Source organism: Caulobacter sp. GSs2, assembly GCF_058680895.1.
The window spans coordinates 29,601-45,932 of record NZ_JBZWJL010000002.1 but is presented as its reverse complement, the minus strand read 5'-3'; the positions used below and the strand labels follow the sequence as shown (position 1 = coordinate 45,932).

General features: G+C 65.1%; 16 protein-coding genes. 13 read left to right on the top strand and 3 right to left on the bottom strand.

The window, feature by feature from the left end; genetic code table 11:
* Positions 1-5: 5 nt before the first annotated feature.
* On the bottom strand, positions 6-659 hold the full coding sequence (locus tag ACW17Z_RS19205) for an RNA polymerase sigma factor (RefSeq protein WP_492058773.1): 654 nt from the start codon (positions 657-659) through the stop codon (positions 6-8).
* A gap of 286 nt (positions 660-945) precedes the next feature.
* Between ACW17Z_RS19205 and ACW17Z_RS19200 the strand changes: the two genes are divergently transcribed.
* From ACW17Z_RS19200 to ACW17Z_RS19190, 3 genes are all read left to right on the top strand, one after another.
* A complete protein-coding gene (locus ACW17Z_RS19200) occupies positions 946-1,161 on the top strand; it encodes a hypothetical protein (protein ID WP_304714282.1) in 216 nt (71 codons plus the stop codon).
* A gap of 258 nt (positions 1,162-1,419) precedes the next feature.
* Positions 1,420-3,345 (top strand): copper resistance system multicopper oxidase, encoded by a 1,926-nt coding sequence (locus ACW17Z_RS19195; RefSeq protein WP_492058771.1) that lies wholly within the window; start codon positions 1,420-1,422, stop codon positions 3,343-3,345.
* A gap of 9 nt (positions 3,346-3,354) precedes the next feature.
* The gene (locus ACW17Z_RS19190) at positions 3,355-4,212 is read left to right on the top strand and encodes a copper resistance protein B (RefSeq protein WP_492058769.1); all 858 of its coding nucleotides are present in this window, start codon (positions 3,355-3,357) and stop codon (positions 4,210-4,212) included.
* 56 nt (positions 4,213-4,268) lie between these two features.
* Here ACW17Z_RS19190 and ACW17Z_RS19185 read toward each other — a convergent pair whose 3' ends face one another.
* Positions 4,269-4,637 (bottom strand): DUF1622 domain-containing protein, encoded by a 369-nt coding sequence (locus ACW17Z_RS19185; protein WP_492058768.1) that lies wholly within the window; start codon positions 4,635-4,637, stop codon positions 4,269-4,271.
* A 39-nt stretch (positions 4,638-4,676) separates the two neighbouring features.
* On the opposite strand from ACW17Z_RS19185, the gene ACW17Z_RS19180 reads away from it, so the two are divergent.
* The 7 genes from ACW17Z_RS19180 (at position 4,677) to ACW17Z_RS19150 (ending at position 11,573) form a co-directional block, all read left to right on the top strand.
* Positions 4,677-5,069, top strand: coding sequence for a hypothetical protein (locus ACW17Z_RS19180; protein WP_492058766.1), 393 nt, complete (start codon positions 4,677-4,679; stop codon positions 5,067-5,069).
* Positions 5,070-5,695: 626 nt separating this feature from the next.
* Positions 5,696-6,070 (top strand): hypothetical protein, encoded by a 375-nt coding sequence (locus tag ACW17Z_RS19175; protein ID WP_492058764.1) that lies wholly within the window; start codon positions 5,696-5,698, stop codon positions 6,068-6,070.
* 356 nt (positions 6,071-6,426) lie between these two features.
* A complete protein-coding gene (gene tkt / locus ACW17Z_RS19170) occupies positions 6,427-8,511 on the top strand; it encodes a transketolase (RefSeq protein WP_492058762.1) in 2,085 nt (694 codons plus the stop codon).
* On the top strand, positions 8,508-9,701 hold the full coding sequence (gene tal / locus ACW17Z_RS19165; RefSeq protein ID WP_492058760.1) for a transaldolase: 1,194 nt from the start codon (positions 8,508-8,510) through the stop codon (positions 9,699-9,701). The genes tkt and tal overlap by 4 nt, the downstream gene beginning before the upstream one ends.
* A gap of 13 nt (positions 9,702-9,714) precedes the next feature.
* Complete coding sequence (gene gnd, locus ACW17Z_RS19160) at positions 9,715-10,701, top strand: phosphogluconate dehydrogenase (NAD(+)-dependent, decarboxylating) (protein ID WP_492058834.1); 987 nt, start codon at positions 9,715-9,717, stop codon at positions 10,699-10,701.
* Positions 10,702-10,848: 147 nt separating this feature from the next.
* Positions 10,849-11,103 (top strand): heavy-metal-associated domain-containing protein, encoded by a 255-nt coding sequence (locus tag ACW17Z_RS19155; RefSeq protein ID WP_492058759.1) that lies wholly within the window; start codon positions 10,849-10,851, stop codon positions 11,101-11,103.
* Positions 11,104-11,123: 20 nt separating this feature from the next.
* Positions 11,124-11,573 carry a DUF411 domain-containing protein gene (locus tag ACW17Z_RS19150; RefSeq protein WP_492058757.1) on the top strand — a complete coding sequence of 150 codons (450 nt, stop codon included), beginning with the start codon at positions 11,124-11,126 and terminating at the stop codon, positions 11,571-11,573.
* 44 nt (positions 11,574-11,617) lie between these two features.
* Here the strand turns inward: ACW17Z_RS19150 and ACW17Z_RS19145 are convergent, their stop codons facing one another.
* Entirely contained in the window at positions 11,618-12,667 is a 1,050-nt protein-coding gene (locus ACW17Z_RS19145; RefSeq protein ID WP_492058756.1) for a type II glyceraldehyde-3-phosphate dehydrogenase, read from the bottom strand.
* Between the two features lie 576 nt (positions 12,668-13,243).
* On the opposite strand from ACW17Z_RS19145, the gene ACW17Z_RS19140 reads away from it, so the two are divergent.
* From ACW17Z_RS19140 to ACW17Z_RS19130, 3 genes are read left to right on the top strand one after another with little or no spacing between them, the layout of a single operon-like run.
* Positions 13,244-14,863 (top strand): FAD-binding oxidoreductase, encoded by a 1,620-nt coding sequence (locus ACW17Z_RS19140; RefSeq protein WP_492058754.1) that lies wholly within the window; start codon positions 13,244-13,246, stop codon positions 14,861-14,863.
* Between the two features lies 1 nt (position 14,864).
* Positions 14,865-15,548, top strand: coding sequence for a hypothetical protein (locus tag ACW17Z_RS19135; protein ID WP_492058752.1), 684 nt, complete (start codon positions 14,865-14,867; stop codon positions 15,546-15,548).
* Complete coding sequence (locus ACW17Z_RS19130; protein WP_492058750.1) at positions 15,545-16,240, top strand: cytochrome c3 family protein; 696 nt, start codon at positions 15,545-15,547, stop codon at positions 16,238-16,240. Before ACW17Z_RS19135 ends, ACW17Z_RS19130 begins: the two co-directional genes overlap by 4 nt.
* Positions 16,241-16,332: the final 92 nt, after the last annotated feature.

Below are 16,332 nucleotides of genomic sequence, written 5' to 3'. Positions count from 1 at the left end.
GCGGCTTAGCCCGCCGTCGCCCGCCGCATGTGAATCAGACGAATTCGCTCACCCTCATCGCACCGGCAGTCGAGAAATCCGTGTTGAGGACAGGTGAGGCAGATCTCCTCGAGCCGCGCGCGCAGCGCCCTACGCCCGCGGTGGAGACGCACGTTGACGTTGTTGAGCGTCAGCCCAAGCGACGCGGCGACCCGGTCGCGGGGCTCGTCAAGTAGATCGACCCGCCAGATCAGTTCGCTGTATTCAGGCTTTAGCGTCGGCAGCAAACGATAGAGGCAGGAGCAGACGGCCGCTTCGATTTCAGGGTCCGGCGCGACGGCGAGCGCCTCAAGGTCAGCCGGATCGCGCGGAGAATCTTTTCGGCGGGCCGCCCGCCGATAATGATCCACCAGCGTCGTCGCCAGAACCCGGCTGAGCCAGCCGCGGACCGATTGCACATCCCTGAGGTGCCTGGAGCGATCCAACGCACGGGCGATGAACTCTTGCAGAACGTCCTCTGCGTCATGTGGGTTCCCCAGCCGGCGACGCAGGAAGGTCAGGAAATCGCGATGACCCTCGACGAGTTCGCGCCGGACGGCCGCGTCAGCAGCCGCAACCGCTGACAGCTTTTCATCGGGGTCGGATCCGGCGGCGGAAAAATGGTCGGGACGGGAGCTCATGGCGAATTCCTGTTTGCTCCTGCTGTGCGTCGCCTTGACATGGCTCAAGGCCTGGCACGACGCCAATAGCGACTAGTCGAAGGCCGCTCCCCGCACGGTCGGGGATCGGCTCCTTTAGCCAGGACGTGCGGTTAAGGACGCTTGATCGCCCTCATTGTTACATCCCCGCCAGAGCCGAGCTGACGGGCGATCGCGCCGCCGGTGTAAGGCGCGCCAGGCTCTCGCGTCATAAGAATGCGTCTGCGTCATCACAGGTCGCGAACGCAGCCATTGAAGGAGGCCAGCCATGGCAGAACCTGACACGACGAGCAGCCGGGATCGCGGACCGATTACCTTTGAAGTGGTTAAGGAAGCCTACGGCTGGGCGGTTCGGCGCGATCACCAGATGATGACGCCATGTTGGTGCAAGGCGGTAGCTGTAGATCAGGCCCAAAGGATGGTCGATGTGCTCCGCCAGCATGGCGAGCGGGCGGAGATGCGCGTAAGCGATATCGAGGAATAGATACTGTGGAGCTGGGGTAAAAGAGGGCTTTCACCGGTGACTACCTGAGTCCGTAGACGGAGCCATGGCCCTGTACGGCGGTGGCCGTCTCGATCTCCAGCGGGCCCTTGTAGCGGATAGGTTGGCGAACCGTCTGCGGTCAGTCGTTCTGATAGCACGTTCCGGCTCTCGAGGAGCGGCGACGCCGATAGCCGGTAGGCTTGTAATGTAACGCGCGCCGCCGCGTCTGATCAGCGCCGGGAGCGGCGAGGAGGGTCTATGTTCAGTTCGCGTGAACTCATCAGTCGCCGCGCAGTGCTGGCGGCCGGAGGGGGTCTGGGGCTCTCCGCCGCACTTGCACGTGCGGCGCCGGCCTACGCTCGGACCAGCGTCGTCCAGCCCGCACTCGCTCCTGTCGCGGGAACGAGAGGCGAGCGCGCTCTAGACCTTGAGATCGGTCACTTCCAGCTGATGGTCGGAGATCGCCCCGGCCACGCCATGGCCATCAACCAGACGATCCCAGGCCCGCTGCTGCGTTTTCGGGAGGGGGAGGAAGCCGTCCTGCGGGTCACTAACCGACTCGAGGACATTGCGTCCATCCATTGGCATGGGATCATCCTGCCGCCCGCGATGGATGGCGTCCCCGGTGTGAGTTTCGGTGGCATCGCGCCGGGCGAAACCTTCACCTATCGCTTCCCGCTGCTGCAAAGCGGCACGTACTGGTGCCACAGCCATTCCGGGGGACAGGAATTGCTGGGCGTCTACGCCCCGTTCATCATCGACCCTGCCGCCCCTGAGCCGTTCGCCTACGAGCGCGACTACGTCGTGATGCTGTCGGACTGGAGCTTCGAGCCGCCGGAGCAGATCATCAAGAACCTCAAGAAGCAGGCGGGGTACTACAACTACCAAAAGCGGACGGTCGCGGACCTGTTTCGGGATGCCGCGCGCGATGGTTGGCCAGCGACCATTAGGGAGAGGATGAGTTGGACCAAGATGCGCATGGACCCGACAGACTTCGCCGATGTCACCGGCTACACCTACACCTATCTCGTCAATGGCCTGACAGCGAACGCGAACTGGACTGGCCTATTCACCCGCGGCGAGCGCGTGCGGCTTCGTTTCATCGCTGCCGGCGCGATGACTTATTTCGACATCCGCATCCCGGGCCTGAAGATGACTATGGTCCAGGCGGACGGGCAGAACGTCCAGCCCGTCGACGTGGACGAGTTCCGGATAGGGCCGGGCGAGACTTTCGATGTCATCGTCACGCCCGATGACCAAGCCTATACCCTGTTCGCTGAGGCGATGGACCGCAGTGGCTTTGCGCGCGGCACGCTCGCGCCGCGCGCCGGAATGACAGCGCCCATCCCGCCCCGTCGCAAGAGACCGCTGCGCACCATGGCCGACATGGGCATGGACATGTCGGGAATGGAGATGTCCGGCGACATGGCGGGCATGACCGGTATGTCCGGTGCGACGGCGTCTCCCAAGGCGCCCGTCATGGACATGGCTGGGCACGCGGCGGGCGACATGGCCGTGGAACGAAGTCGTGCGGCGGTCGAGGCTCAGCTTACGAGCGCGCACGCCCATGGCGCGGCCGCGGCGACCGAGGCCTCCAGCGCTATGGCGAGCATGGGAACGACGCTCGCGGCCAACCCAGGCGCGGCGCCCACGTTCATCCATGGCCCCGACACCCATGGCGTCGGGAACTCCTCCGTAGCCATGGTGGCGCGCAGCCGCCTCCACGAACCGGGCTCCGGCTTCGACGATCCCGCGGCGCGAGTGCTGGTCTACGCCGACCTGCGAAGCGTGACGCCGCAGGAGGACCAGCGCACGCCTACACGCGAGATCGAGCTGCACATCACAGGCAACATGGAACGCTACATGTGGTCGTTCGATGGCAAAAAGTACTCCGAGGCGCGCGCGCCAATACCCTTCACTTACGGTGAGCGCCTGCGCCTTGTGTTGATCAATGACACGATGATGGAGCATCCAATTCACCTGCACGGCATGTGGATGGAGCTCGAAAATGGCGCGGGAGCACATCAGCCCCGCAAGCACACCGTTAGCGTGAAGCCGGCGGAGCGGCTGACCGTCGCCATCACGGCCGACGCGCCCGGTCGCTGGGCCATGCATTGCCACCTCCTCCTGCACATGGAGATGGGGATGTTCCGTGTCATCGAAGTCTCTTCGCCCCCTCAGTAGGAGATCCCGATGCGCTCGGCCGCTCTTGCCATCGCCTTCCTGGCAGCCCCTGCCATTGTTCACGCGCAGGAGGCGCCCCCTTCGCCCGGCGCCGGCATGCCCTCCGGAATGGCTATGCCGCCTGCCGCAAATCGCGCGGCGCCCGCCGCTTCGGAACGAGGTCCCGAGACGCTGCCCAATCTCGCTGAGCGCGAGGGATGGCCACAGCCCACGGCCGATAGCGCCAACTACGGATACTTCCTCGCCGACCTCCTTGAGTACCGAGAGAGCGACGACCCGGGCGTGATCCGTTGGGACGTCTTCGGTTGGTATGGGGGCGACGTGAAGCGCCTGTGGGTCAAGAGCGAGGGCGCGCAGAGCGCGTCCAAACGTGCCGACAGCGAGCAAGAGGCCCAGCTGCTCTACGGTCAACTCATCGCCCCGTTCTTCGATTTCCAAGCCGGCGTGCGATACGCGCGGCGCTCGGGGCCAGGTCCAGACCGGTCGCGCGTCTACGGGGTCATTGGTCTGCAGGGCCTCGCACCGTATCGCTACGAACTGGAGCCGGCTGTGTTCGTCAGCGAAGATGGCAAGGTCTCGGCCCGGGTGACCGCCTCCTATGACGTATTGCTGAGCCAGCGCCTGATCCTTCAGCCCCGCATTGAGGCAAACGCCGCGCTCCAGGCAGATCGGAGCTTCGGCGTCGGCGAGGGCCTCAACGACACAGAGATCGGCGCCCGCCTTCGCTACGAGCTGCGCCGTGAGCTGGCTCCGTATGTCGGCATCTCCTGGCGACAGACCTACGGCGGCACAAAGAGAATGGCGCGGGCCGAGGGCGAGCCAACGAGTAACCTGTCCGTCGTCGTGGGGGTTCGGGCGTGGTTTTGAGCCAGTCACCCGCCTGGCCCACTCGCGGCCGTTCGTCGGGCGCCTGGAAGCGGGCCTTAGCCCTTCCTGCGTTCAGCGGCGTCGATTTCGCGCTGAATGAAAAAGTTCAACGCCGTTCGCAACGTTGCGACTGCGGCGAGTTGGCCGATCTCCGTCCATGTCGGCGCGACCGCGGTCCGCATCACATCCGCCGCCAACAGAAACTCAAGGCCCAAGGCCAGAGAGCGGGCAAGACGGAGGCGGGGCCCCTCGCCAGGGCGGTCAGCCTCCGCGTTCCGCTTCCAAGCGCGCTCCAAGGTTCGCCAAAGCGCACCGAGAACCGCTACGGCGATGACAGCCACGGCAATAGCATCCGTGAACAGCGACATCGTCACCGTAGCGTGCTGCAGCCAGGCAGCCAGTGGCCCGACAAACGCCATGCTCATCAGCTCGTCCCCCACTATTCAAACCCAAGGAGTTATAAAATGACTATTATACTTAAACTTCGTCGCTCCGCTGCTCTTTTGACCGCGTCGGTCGTCGCACTTGCGATCGCTGGCTGCAACCAGAAGGCGGACGAGGCCCCCGCAGCCACTGTGGACGCGGCAGCTGTGGCCGCCGACACCACAACGCCTGCTACGGCGGCGGCCCATGGCGAGACCGAGGCTGAAACGCGCGACCAGGGCCACAAGGAAGGCATGCAGATGGAGCGAGACGCCCACGCCCAAGGCATGGGTATGCAGAAAGACGCCCAGGGCTCAGGCATGTCGTCTCGCGCCGGCTCGCCGCCGATGAAGGATGACAGCATGCCGATGCCCCCCCCGGCCAAGGCCGACCCGCCTATGACGGCTGCCCCCCCGATGAAAGATCATATGTAAACGCTGCGGCTCACAGAAAACAACCAGTCGCGCCGCCTGAGGGCGGCGCGATCCCTTCACCTTCCCACCGCGGACCCCAGGGTCCCGTGCAGGTGCCTCACACCCGCGATTTGGCGCGCTTGAGGTGAACGACGCACCTCCTCCAGATTCAAAATCACGCGCCCATCGATCGCACCGCGTTCCGAGGATCGAGCCCCGGACGGTGATCCGCTTGAGGACCGTGTCGAAGCCCTGCATGGCCGACCATGACCAGGGTCACGTGCGGCCCAGCGCGCCGAGCTGTCCGAAGACGGCCGACGAGACGCGACTCGCCGATGACGCGAATTTCGCTGCGGCACCGCGGTCTGGTCACGCAACGGTGGCGTCACCTACCGGATCGGTCGCGCCCTCGAAGCCGGGCGGGGCATGCCGCGTAACTACAAGGCCTCTGGCTTCGGGGGCGATACCCCCAGATGGACTTCGCCCAAAACGAGCAGACGATTAGCCTACACGTTAGCTAGAACGACCTGCCCCGCCACCTGTTCTAGACTGACACGCGTCTACGCAATCGCCTCTTTCCCTTGATCCGCGTAATGGCCTGACGGCGCGAGCGTCCTTACCTGAAACCATTGTTTTGGAGCGAAGTCATGAAGTCTCTCATCGTCACGACTACCGCCGCTTGCGCCCTGTTCTCGGCCAGCTACGCCCTGGCCGACGGGCCGCCGGCGAAGACGCCGCCTCCTAAGGCGGCTGCTGCGCAGCATGAGATGTGCGGCGGGATGATGGGCGGCAAGATGCCTGCCGGCAAAGGTCAAATGGGCGGCATGAAGGGGCCGGATGGCAAGCCCATGTCTAAAGCTGAGATGGATAAAATGCACAAGATGTGCGGCGAGATGATGATGGGCCACGGCGGCATGGGCCACGGCGGGATGGGCCAGCCCAAGGCGGGCGCTCATCCGCCGGCCGGGTCCCCGACTACGCCCCCGATGGCCGGCAAGCCGAGCGCTCACGACGACATGTAGCACCTCCGATCGGCGCGGAGAACGCTCTGGGCGGCCGCGGGACGCAAGAGGCACCCCGGACCTGACGTGGGCCGTGAGCACACGGCCCACCTGGACCACTAGTCCCGGATCGATGGCTCTGGCGCGGGGTGTTTCGCTGTGACGGTCAGATAGAGCAAAGGCAGGAGGAAAAAGCGCATGGCCGCAGATGAGCCCGACGACAACGCTCTGACGAGACGTATTGCCGCCCCATCGTCGGCGCCCAGCTGTGGCCAGGGCGCACCGCCTGCCGGCTCACATCGACCGATCATACTCAGCCCAGCCGTTTGGTGGCCCGCTGTTGACGCGCCGACGATCGCGGCCGGGAGGGGTAGCTGATGATCCACTCGCCGCCCAACCCGTTGTGGGGGGAGGGATCGCTTGAAAGCCTAGCGATCGGCACCATCCGCACGCTAGCGATGGATGCCGTGCAGAAGGCGAACTCGGGCCATCCGGGCACGCCGATGGCGCTGGCCCCGGTGGCGTACACCCTATGGCGAGACTTCCTGCGCTACGATCCGGACACGCCCGATTGGCCGAACCGCGATCGCTTCGTTCTGTCGGTCGGTCACGCCTCGATGCTCCTCTATGCAGTCTTGCACCTGGCCGGGGTCAAAGAGATCGCGGCCGACGGGAAGCGGACTGGAAAGCCCGCGGTCAGCTTGGAGGATATCAAGCAGTTCCGGCAGTTCGGCTCGAAGACGCCCGGCCATCCCGAATACCGGATCACCACGGGCGTCGAGACGACCACTGGTCCCCTCGGCCAAGGCTGCGGAAACTCCGTTGGCATGGCGATTGCGGAGCGTGCGCTGGCCTCGCGTTTCAACCGCGACAGCTTCGTCCTGTTCGACCACAACGTCTATGCGCTGTGTGGCGACGGCGACATGATGGAGGGCGTCTCAGGCGAGGCGGCGTCGCTCGCCGGCCACCTGGCGCTCTCGAACCTGTGCTGGATCTACGACAGTAATCGTATCTCGATCGAAGGATCGACCGAGCTCGCCTTCACCGAGGATGTCGGCAAACGCTTCGAAGGCTATGGCTGGAACGTCGTCCATGTTGAGGACGCCAACGACACCGCCGCGCTCGCAAGTGCGTTTGACGTGTTTGGGGCGACCGACGATAGGCCCACGCTGATCGTGGTGCAGTCCGTGATCGGATGGGGGAGCCCAAGGGCCGGCAACGAGAAAGCGCACGGCGAGCCGCTAGGCGAGGACAACGTCCGCGCCACCAAGAAGGCCTACGGGTGGCCTGAGGACAGCCAGCTCCTCGTCCCGGACGGCGTGGCAGAGGCGTTCCAGGCGGCCATTGCGGAGCGCGTCAGGCCGGTGCGGAAGGCCTGGGAGGCGACCTTCGCGCGTTACCGCAAGACCTTTCCGATGGAAGCCGCACAGATCGACCTGCTCCGTGAAGGCAAGCTGCCCGGTGGCTGGCAGGCCGCACTTCCGAGCTTTCCGACAGACGCCATAGGCCTTGCCTCGCGCGACAGTGGCGGCAAGGTGCTCAACGCCATAGCGCCCCACGTCCCGCTGCTGATGGGTGGTTCTGCGGACCTATCGCCGTCGACCAAGACAAAGATGACCTTCGAGGGGGCGGGGGCGTTCGGGCGCGGTGATCCTGCGGGCCGCAACCTGCATTTCGGCGTGCGCGAGCACGCGATGGGCTCGATCGCAAACGGCATGGCGCTGTCCTATCTGCGCCCTTACTGCTCCACGTTCTTGGTTTTCGCCGACTATATGCGCGCACCGATCCGGCTGGCGGCGATCATGGAATTGCCGGTCATCTTCGTGTTTACACACGACAGCATCGGTGTCGGCGAAGACGGCCCAACCCACCAACCGGTTGAACATCTTGCTACACTGCGCGCCATTCCAGGGCTGAACACGATCCGCCCGGGCGACGCCAACGAGGTGGCGGTCGCCTGGAAGGTCGCGCTGGAGCACAGCAACGTGCCGACTGCATTGCTATTGTCCCGCCAAGCGATCCCCACGCTAGACCGTGTCAGATATGCGTCGGCTGACGGATTGCAGCGGGGCGGCTATATCCTTGTAGATTGCGAAGGCGGCCATCCCGAAATCATCCTGATCGGCACTGGTAGCGAACTGCCGATGGTCGTGGCGGCCCACGAGAAGCTGAGCGCGGAGGGCGTACGGTCGCGCGTGGTTTCGCTGCCAAGTTGGTATCTGTTCGAGATGCAGGACGATGCCTATCGCAAGCACGTTTTTCCCAACGAGGTACGCGCACGGCTTGCCGTTGAGCAGGCTGGCTCGATCGGCTGGGATCGCTATGTCGGGAGTGACGGCGGCACGATCACGATGAAGACATTCGGCGCCTCGGCGCCGTTGGCCATGCTCCAGGAGCATTACGGCTTCACCATCGAAAATGTCTGCGCCGTCGCGCGTGGCATCATCGGGAAGCACTCATGACCAGTCGTCTGAAGGCACTTGGCGAGGCCGGACAAGCGGTCTGGCTCGACTTCATCGATCGCCGGTTCCTGTCCGACGGCGGCCTGCGCAAGCTCGTCGAGGAAGACGGCTTCACCGGCGTCACCTCCAATCCTTCCATCTTCGAGAAGGTGATGGGTCACGGCGATGCCTATGACGCGGGCTTCAGGGCGGCCGCCGTCAGGGCCGACGCGAGCACGCAGGACCTCTACGAGAGCCAGGCCATCGGCGACGTCAAGGCCGCGGCCGCCGACCTGCGCCGCGTCTACGACAGGCTCTGCGGCAAGGAGGGCTATGTCAGCCTTGAGGTTTCGCCACACCTCGCCAACGACGCCACAGCGACCGTCGAGGAGGCGCGGCGGCTATGGGCGGCCGTCAACGAGCCCAACCTGATGGTCAAGGTCCCCGGGACAAAGGCCGGCGTAACCGCTCTTCGGCTGCTGGTCGAGGCAGGGGTCAACGTCAACATTACCTTGCTGTTTTCGCTCGGCGCCTACCAAGCGGTCGCGGACGCCTATCTGGCCGGGCTCGAGGCACGCGTTAAGAAGGGCGATCCCATCGACCGGATCGCCAGCGTCGCTAGCTTCTTCGTCAGCCGCATCGACACGCAGATCGACCAGGCCATCGATGCGCGGTTGGCGACAAAGGATCCGCGGAGCGCTGACCTCGCGGAGCTCCGCGGCAAGGTCGCCATCGCCAACGCTAAGGTCGCTTACACTTGGTATCGGACCTTGCTTGCGAGCGGGCGCTGGGAGGCGCTTGCCGCGATGGGTGCGATGCCCCAGAGGCTGCTGTGGGCCTCCATGGGCGTGAAGGATCCCGCCTACGCCGACACGCTCTATGTGGAATCGCTGATTGGGCCGTCCACGGTCACCACCCTGCCGCCCAACACGCTGGAGGCGTTCCGAGATCATGGCGCGATCCGCCCGACGCTCACCGAGGACATCGAGGGCGCGCGACGCGTGCTCTCGGAGGCAGACCGCCTCGGCCTCGACCTGGACGCGGTCACCCGTGGCCTCGTTGAAGAGGGTATAGAGCTTTTCGCGGCGGCTATGGACGCCCTGCTCCACGCCGTGTCCGCCAAGCGCGATACGCTTCTCGGTGATCATCAGGACCCGACCCAGGCGCGCCTGGCGAACCCGCATGCGGCCGCCGCCGCACGTCCCCAATGAGGAAACCAACGCCATGCGTCTAGCGGTCATCGGTCTGGGTCGGATGGGCGCGAATATCGCGCGCCGGCTATTGCGCGGAGGGCACAACGTCGTGGCCTTCGACCGAAACGCACCGCTCATCGAAGCGATCGCTGGAGAGGGCGCGATGGCGGCGTCATCGCTGGAGGACGTCGCCGCCAAGCTGGCGTCCCCGCGCATTTTCTGGGTGATGCTGCCAGCGGGCCTGCCCACTGAGAACACCATTCAGACGCTCACGGGACTGGCCGAGCCGGGCGACATCATCATCGACGGCGGCAACAGCTTCTACAAGGACGACATTCGACGCGCGCGCGCGCTGAGTGAGAAGAACCTTTGCTATGTGGACGTCGGCACGTCCGGCGGAGTCTGGGGCCTGGAGCGCGGCTACTGCATGATGATTGGCGGGGACAAGGCGACCGTCGCTCTGCTCGACCCGATCTTCTCAGCCTTGGCGCCGGGGCTCGGCGCCATTCCGCGCACACCGGACCGAATGGAGCAGGAGGGTGAGGATCCGCGCGCCGAGCAGGGCTACATTCACGCCGGTCCCGCCGGCGCCGGCCACTTCGTGAAGATGGTACACAACGGGATCGAATACGGGTTGATGCAGGCCTACGCTGAAGGGTTTGACATTCTGAAGGGCAGGAACTCGGCCAAGCTGCCGGCCGAGGAACGGTTCGATCTGAATCTGACCGATATCGCCGAAGTATGGCGGCGCGGCAGCGTCATCTCCTCCTGGCTGCTCGACCTCACCGCCGCGGCCTTGGCCAAGGACCAGATGCTGAGCCAGTTCTCGGGCCGGGTCTCCGACTCAGGCGAAGGGCAGTGGACGATCGACGCGGCGATGGAGGAGGCGGTTCCAGTCAACGTCCTCTCCGCGGCGTTGTTCGCGCGCTATCGCAGCCGGGTGGAGCACACATTCGCCGATCAGGTCTTGTCAGCGATGCGCTTCGGGTTCGGCGGGCACGTGGAGATGCCGCAATGAGCAGGCCCGGCCGTGCCGACGACGGCGCTCATCCATCTTCGGAACGCCGACGATCGGCGGCGCGTGCACCGGCGATGCGCGGCCTTGACCTTACCATCGTGGAAAGCCCCATCTGGTCAGGGGAGGCGATCAAACTAGGAGGTTTCGATGCTTCTCTATCACGTAAAAGACCTTAGCTGCGGGCACTGTGTCCAAGCTGTAACCGCCGCCATCAACGCGCTGGATACAGCCGCGGACATCGCCATTGACCTCGCCAGCAAGCGGGTCGAGGTGCGGTCTGACCGCGAGCCGTCCGCGGTGGCGGCGGCGATCAGCAAGGCCGGCTATACACCGGCCTTGTACCAACAGGACGCGGCGGCCGCGACAAGCAGCGGCTCCTGCTGCTGCGGCTCGCGCCGCTGAATCGCAAGGGAATGACAGAGATGCTGACCCGTCGATATCTGCTGGCCGCCAGCGTGGCGCTCGTGTCCGAAGCACCCGCCCTCGCGGCGAGCCCGACCCCTGTGACGGTCTATAAGACCGCCAGCTGCGGCTGTTGCAAGGGCTGGATCACCCACATGCGCCGGGCGGGGTACCTCATGAAGGAGGTGGTCGTGGAGGACGTCAGTCCGATCGGACGCAGACATGGCGTACCATTCGAACTGTCGTCATGCCATCTCGCGACGGTCGGTGGCTATGTCGTGGTCGGCCACATACCGGCGGCCGACATTGCGCGCTTGCTGCGCGAGAGGCCAAAAGCCCTAGGCATCGCCGTTCCGGGCATGCCTTTCGGGTCCCCCGGCATGGAGTCCCCAAGGGGTGATGTCGAGGCCTACCAAACGCTGCTGCTCATGCCGGGAGGCAAGACGCGGGTCTTCGCGCGCCATGGCTGATCTAACCGTTAGCGGCGGCGGCGCCGCCGCAAGGGATGCGAACGCTAGCCCCCAGCAGGGCTGAACGGATCGCGCCAGATCTCCAAGGCCTCGTCGGTCGCGCGTATCGATGCGGCCCCAGAGGGCTCGCGGCCGGCGAGCGCCCGGATGGCGTCGATGGTCTCGGGGACAACAATGGCCTGATTGTCGACCATATAGGTATAGAACATCTCGTCGCCCTCCACGCGCAGCATGTCGGACCAAAGCGCGACCTCGTAGAGATCGCCCCGGGGGCGGCCGAGGTCCGCCATCAGCTCCTTGACCGAATTGATCGCAGCTAGGCCATAGCTGTCGGGCATGAGGAAAATGCGGGGCGAAGCGCGGAAGGCGTCCAGCACCTCCTCCTTCTGGGCGCTTCGGGAAAGCTGAACCGACCAGTAGTGAAGGTGGGCGATCGTCTCGGGGACCTTGACGGCCATCGTCAGCACATCGAGGTCAGGGTCGACCGTCTGGGCATCCGGACCTTGGTGGCTCGGGATCTCCGGTTCTGGGACGAGGGTGTTGATGATACCGCCAAGGTGACTTTCCCACGGGTCGGTGGCCCGCCGCATGAGCGTGCCGCGAGCGCGCCGGAGCAACCCAGCCCGCTTCAAGGCGGTCAAGGTCCGCACCGTCGCCGTTGTATTGCAGGAGACGACGCGGGTCGCGTCGAGGCCGACTGCGCTTTGATAGTTGGATTCCGCGACGAAGGAGTGACCGGTAACGCCGTGCTTCTCGCCTCCCTGCACGATGAACTTCCGGCCGAGTTGGCGGTAGACGGGCACATTCTCCGCAGCGATCCGCTTCGGCGTGCAGTCCACGACGACATCGATGGAGCCGAGCAGGTCCTGCAGGCTCCCTTCGACAGGAATCCCGCTCGCCGCGAGCCGCGCGTGCGCTTCAGAGGTGGCGGCGAACAAAGCGATGCCTTTGCGGGGCAGCGCTCGTGTACGCCAGTCGACGGCGAGGTCGGAGATGCCCACCAGGCGCATGTCCGGCTGCGCGCGCACAGCGTCAGCCACACGCTTGCCGATCACCCCATAGCCGTTTACGCCGACCCGAATCTCCCCTGCCACTTCGCACTTCCTCTCTTTTCGATGAGTAGAGCACTGGGACGGCCAAGCAGCACGTGTCTGGGCGCTATGGCGGAGCCCTGCTGACTTCAGTTGCCCTGGTGCTGTAAGGGACGCTCGATCGCAGCGTCTCTTACATCTTGCCTTCTACATCTTGCCTTCAAAGCCGCGCGGCCTTCCGACTAAAAGCATCGTATGGGTCCAGGATCTCGCCTGCATATGCACACTGTTCCATCGCCGTCTCGCCCCTCTGGCCTGAGAGCCGCCGCCGTAGCCGCGGCGGCTTTAGCCATGGCGCAATCCCCCTTGGCTCTCGCCCAGGTGTCCGCAGAAGATCACACCGCGCATCACCCACCAGCCGCGGGCGCGACCCCGGACGCAGGGGCTGGGATGAGTGGCATGAAGGCCGCCCCCGGCTCGACCGCGGGCGCAGGTCCCACCGCAGCGCCCGCAGCCGGAGGCGGGATGGGCGGCATGATGGGAGATATGATGGCGCCCTCCGGCACGGGCGGGGGGGCAGGCGGAGGCGCAGCGGGTTGCTGCGGCCCCACGGGACCCAAGCCGTTCTACGCGTCCATGATGGACTTTCCGAAGCTCACCGACGAAGCGCGCGCGCGGATTCGGCCTGAAGCGCTGATGCGACTGGGATCAGGGTCGCAGGCGGTCACGGAAGGGCAGGCGGCTCTGCATCGCGCCCAGGCCGCCAATGACGCCGCTGTCGCACTCACAGCCCTGCGCGACATCAGAGGCGGTCTTTCGCTGGCGCAAAGCGGGGCCAGCGCGCTTCAGGCGCTTGAGGATGGGCAGCCGCCTGCGCAGACCGCCCTGGCCTGGTTCCGCCAGGAGATGGCGTTGCCGACGGCGGACCACTCAGGGATGGCCGGCGGCTTTCGCGGTCTCTCGTGGCTGCACGCACTGTTCATGGTTCTTCTGACCGCCGCCCTCGCGGCGGCGCTTTGGGTTCAGTGGACGCGCGCCCGTCGCGTTGGGACGCTTGCCCAACGGCTGACGCCAGGCGCTCCACCTACGCCCTCGGCAAGGTCCGGCGGCGCCGATGCGCCAGTTCCAGCGGTTGCTGCGGCGGCCAAGGCGGCGGAGGGGGGAGCGCCTCCCCGGCGCCCCTGGCTCGGCGTCTTACGTATCAAGGCGATCTTCGAGGAAACACCTGGGGTGAAGACTTTCCGGCTGATGGAGCCGAACGTCGGGCCGTTCCCATTTACCTTCTTACCGGGGCAGTACGCGACAGTGACGTCGGAGATCGATGGCAAGAAGGTCCGCCGATCCTACACGATCTCCTCGTCGCCCAGCCAGCGGGACTACATCGAACTCACCGTCAAGCGCGAGCAATACGGCCTGGAGTCACGCCACCTCCACGACCACGTGGACCCTGGCGACCTCATCGAGGTAGCCGCGCCCGCTGGTAGCTTCTTCTTCACCGGACAGGAGGCCGAAGGCATCGTCCTGATCGCGGGCGGGGTTGGCATCACGCCCATGATGAGCGTGCTGCGTTACCTGACCGACCGAGCCTACCCGCACGACATTTTCCTGCTCTACGGCGTACGCACGCCCGCCGACATCATCTTCCGTGAGGAACTGGCGCATCTTGGGCGCAGACACCCGAACGTGCACGTCACGAGCATCGTGGCCCAGCCGGAGGGCAGCGACTGGAGCGGTCCGGTCGGGTTCATGACGCCCGAGTTCATCAGTGCTGCGGCACCGGAGATCGTTCGCCGCCGAGTTCACCTCTGTGGCCCGCCCGCGATGATGGACGCGGTCAAAGGCGTCCTCCAACAACTTGGCGTGCCCGACGATCAGGTTAAGACGGAGGACTTTGCTCCTCCCAAAGGCGGGCCGGTTCTTGAAACCCAGCCTCCGCCGGCCGTGGTCGCGGGCGTCGTCGATGTGGCACCTTCCTCTCCCTCCGCCCCCCCGTCCGCGCAGGCGACGGTCACCTTCTCGAAGTCCAACAAGTCCGGACGCCTGGCCCCCGATCAGTCGGTGCTGGAGGCCGCCGAGGCGATCGGCGTGGCCATCGACTACGAGTGTCGCGTGGGGATTTGCGGACGGTGCAAGGTGCCGCTCCGGGAGGGATCCGTGACCATGGAGGTTCAGGACTCCCTCACAGAGAAAGACAAGCGCGACGGGGTCATTCTTGCCTGCCAGGCGAAGTCCGTCGGCGACCTCGTCGTGGACGCATGACATGACGCGCAGTGAGAAGGTCATCGTCGAAGGACTGTTGAGCGCGCTGGCGCTCACCGCGCCCGCGTTTCTGTTTCACTCCGCCCCGCGGTTCCCCGGCAGCTTGCCGGGCAGCGTCCTGGGCATCGCCGCGGCCCTTCTCTTCGTGGCCTTGCTCACCTACACGCTGGTCAAGCGCCAGGGGCGGGTCAAGGCGCTCGTCACCGGACGCGTATCCCTAGGCCAAGTGCTGACCTTCCACGTCTATGCCGGCGCGGTCGGGGCGGTGCTGGGCGTCCTGCACTCTGGTCACAAGTTGGAAAGTCCCCTGGGCATCGGACTTATGGTCTCGATGCTCCTGGTCGTCGCCAGCGGCTTTGTCGGACGGTACTTCCTGGTCGAGCTCGGCCAGGATTTGCGGGATCAACAACGCCAGCTTTCTGTGCTGCGCGATCGCTACGACAGCCTCGCCCTGGCCGCCGCCAGACTCAAGGATGAACTCGTGGTCGATCCCTCCGGCCTCAGAATGGATCACCTGCTGGGCGCCATTTCCGATCTGGAGTTCGCCATCGGCGCACGCGACACTTTGAAGCGCTCGCTCAACGGGTGGGTGGTCACCCACATCCTGGCCGCCATCGTTATGTACACGCTTCTCTCGCTCCACATCTGGTCAGGCATCTACTATGGACTGAGGTGGCTCCCATGAAGATGCCGGGTCCGATCTACGCGGCGCTGAGCATATTCGGCATGGTCTTGGTCTTTGGGGTCGTGTGGACGCTTTGGCAGGGTGGCGGTCACGCCTTGCCCGGATGGACCGGTGCGGTGCGGCCGGGCGCCTTATCGGAAGCCCACGCCTTCCTAGGCGACAAGTGTGAAAGCTGTCATGCGCCGGTCAAAGGCGTGACGGCGCAGAAGTGCGTCACCTGCCATGCGCCAGCGCAGGAGTTGCTAATGAAGCCGGCGACCGCGTTCCACCAAAACATTGGGGATTGTAAAGGCTGTCACGTCGAGCACCGGGGTCGCGAAGTCCGGGCTATAAAAATGGATCACGCTGTGCTCGAAGCGGTGGCACGGCGGCGCGATGGCGGCTCGGGGAGCCTGCAGTGCGCCACCTGCCATGCCGTCCAAGATCCTCACGACGGCTTCTTCGGCAAGCAGTGCGCCAGTTGTCACCAGACCGAGAGCTGGGAGATCAAGACCTTTCTCCATCCGAGCCCCAAGTCCACCGACTGCGCGCAGTGCCACAAGGCGCCGCCCAGCCACTACATGATGCATTTCGAAATGATGGACCGTTCCATCTCAGGCCAGAAGGCGGCTCGGGTCGAACAGTGTTCTCTTTGTCACCAGACCGACTCGTTCAACAACATCAAGGGTGTTGGCATGGTGAAGGTACATTGACCTCCCAACCTCTCACGATCGCCGCCCACCGGCGTCTGGACGGCGGTTGATGATTCGTAGCACGTGCCCTTGCGCGTCACCTGAGCAGCCGC

Excerpts from the sequence above, each read along its gene's own strand:
- ACW17Z_RS19205 (WP_492058773.1), bottom strand. The coding sequence starts at position 659 with ATGAGCTCCCGTCCCGACCATTTTTCCGCCGCCGGATCCGACCCCGAT.
- ACW17Z_RS19200 (WP_304714282.1), top strand. The coding sequence starts at position 946 with ATGGCAGAACCTGACACGACGAGCAGCCGGGATCGCGGACCGATTACC.
- ACW17Z_RS19195 (WP_492058771.1), top strand. The coding sequence starts at position 1,420 with ATGTTCAGTTCGCGTGAACTCATCAGTCGCCGCGCAGTGCTGGCGGCC.
- ACW17Z_RS19190 (WP_492058769.1), top strand. The coding sequence starts at position 3,355 with ATGCGCTCGGCCGCTCTTGCCATCGCCTTCCTGGCAGCCCCTGCCATT.
- ACW17Z_RS19185 (WP_492058768.1), bottom strand. The coding sequence starts at position 4,637 with ATGAGCATGGCGTTTGTCGGGCCACTGGCTGCCTGGCTGCAGCACGCT.
- ACW17Z_RS19180 (WP_492058766.1), top strand. The coding sequence starts at position 4,677 with ATGACTATTATACTTAAACTTCGTCGCTCCGCTGCTCTTTTGACCGCG.
- ACW17Z_RS19175 (WP_492058764.1), top strand. The coding sequence starts at position 5,696 with ATGAAGTCTCTCATCGTCACGACTACCGCCGCTTGCGCCCTGTTCTCG.
- tkt (WP_492058762.1), top strand. The coding sequence starts at position 6,427 with ATGATCCACTCGCCGCCCAACCCGTTGTGGGGGGAGGGATCGCTTGAA.
- tal (WP_492058760.1), top strand. The coding sequence starts at position 8,508 with ATGACCAGTCGTCTGAAGGCACTTGGCGAGGCCGGACAAGCGGTCTGG.
- gnd (WP_492058834.1), top strand. The coding sequence starts at position 9,715 with ATGCGTCTAGCGGTCATCGGTCTGGGTCGGATGGGCGCGAATATCGCG.
- ACW17Z_RS19155 (WP_492058759.1), top strand. The coding sequence starts at position 10,849 with ATGCTTCTCTATCACGTAAAAGACCTTAGCTGCGGGCACTGTGTCCAA.
- ACW17Z_RS19150 (WP_492058757.1), top strand. The coding sequence starts at position 11,124 with ATGCTGACCCGTCGATATCTGCTGGCCGCCAGCGTGGCGCTCGTGTCC.
- ACW17Z_RS19140 (WP_492058754.1), top strand. The coding sequence starts at position 13,244 with ATGGACTTTCCGAAGCTCACCGACGAAGCGCGCGCGCGGATTCGGCCT.
- ACW17Z_RS19135 (WP_492058752.1), top strand. The coding sequence starts at position 14,865 with ATGACGCGCAGTGAGAAGGTCATCGTCGAAGGACTGTTGAGCGCGCTG.
- ACW17Z_RS19130 (WP_492058750.1), top strand. The coding sequence starts at position 15,545 with ATGAAGATGCCGGGTCCGATCTACGCGGCGCTGAGCATATTCGGCATG.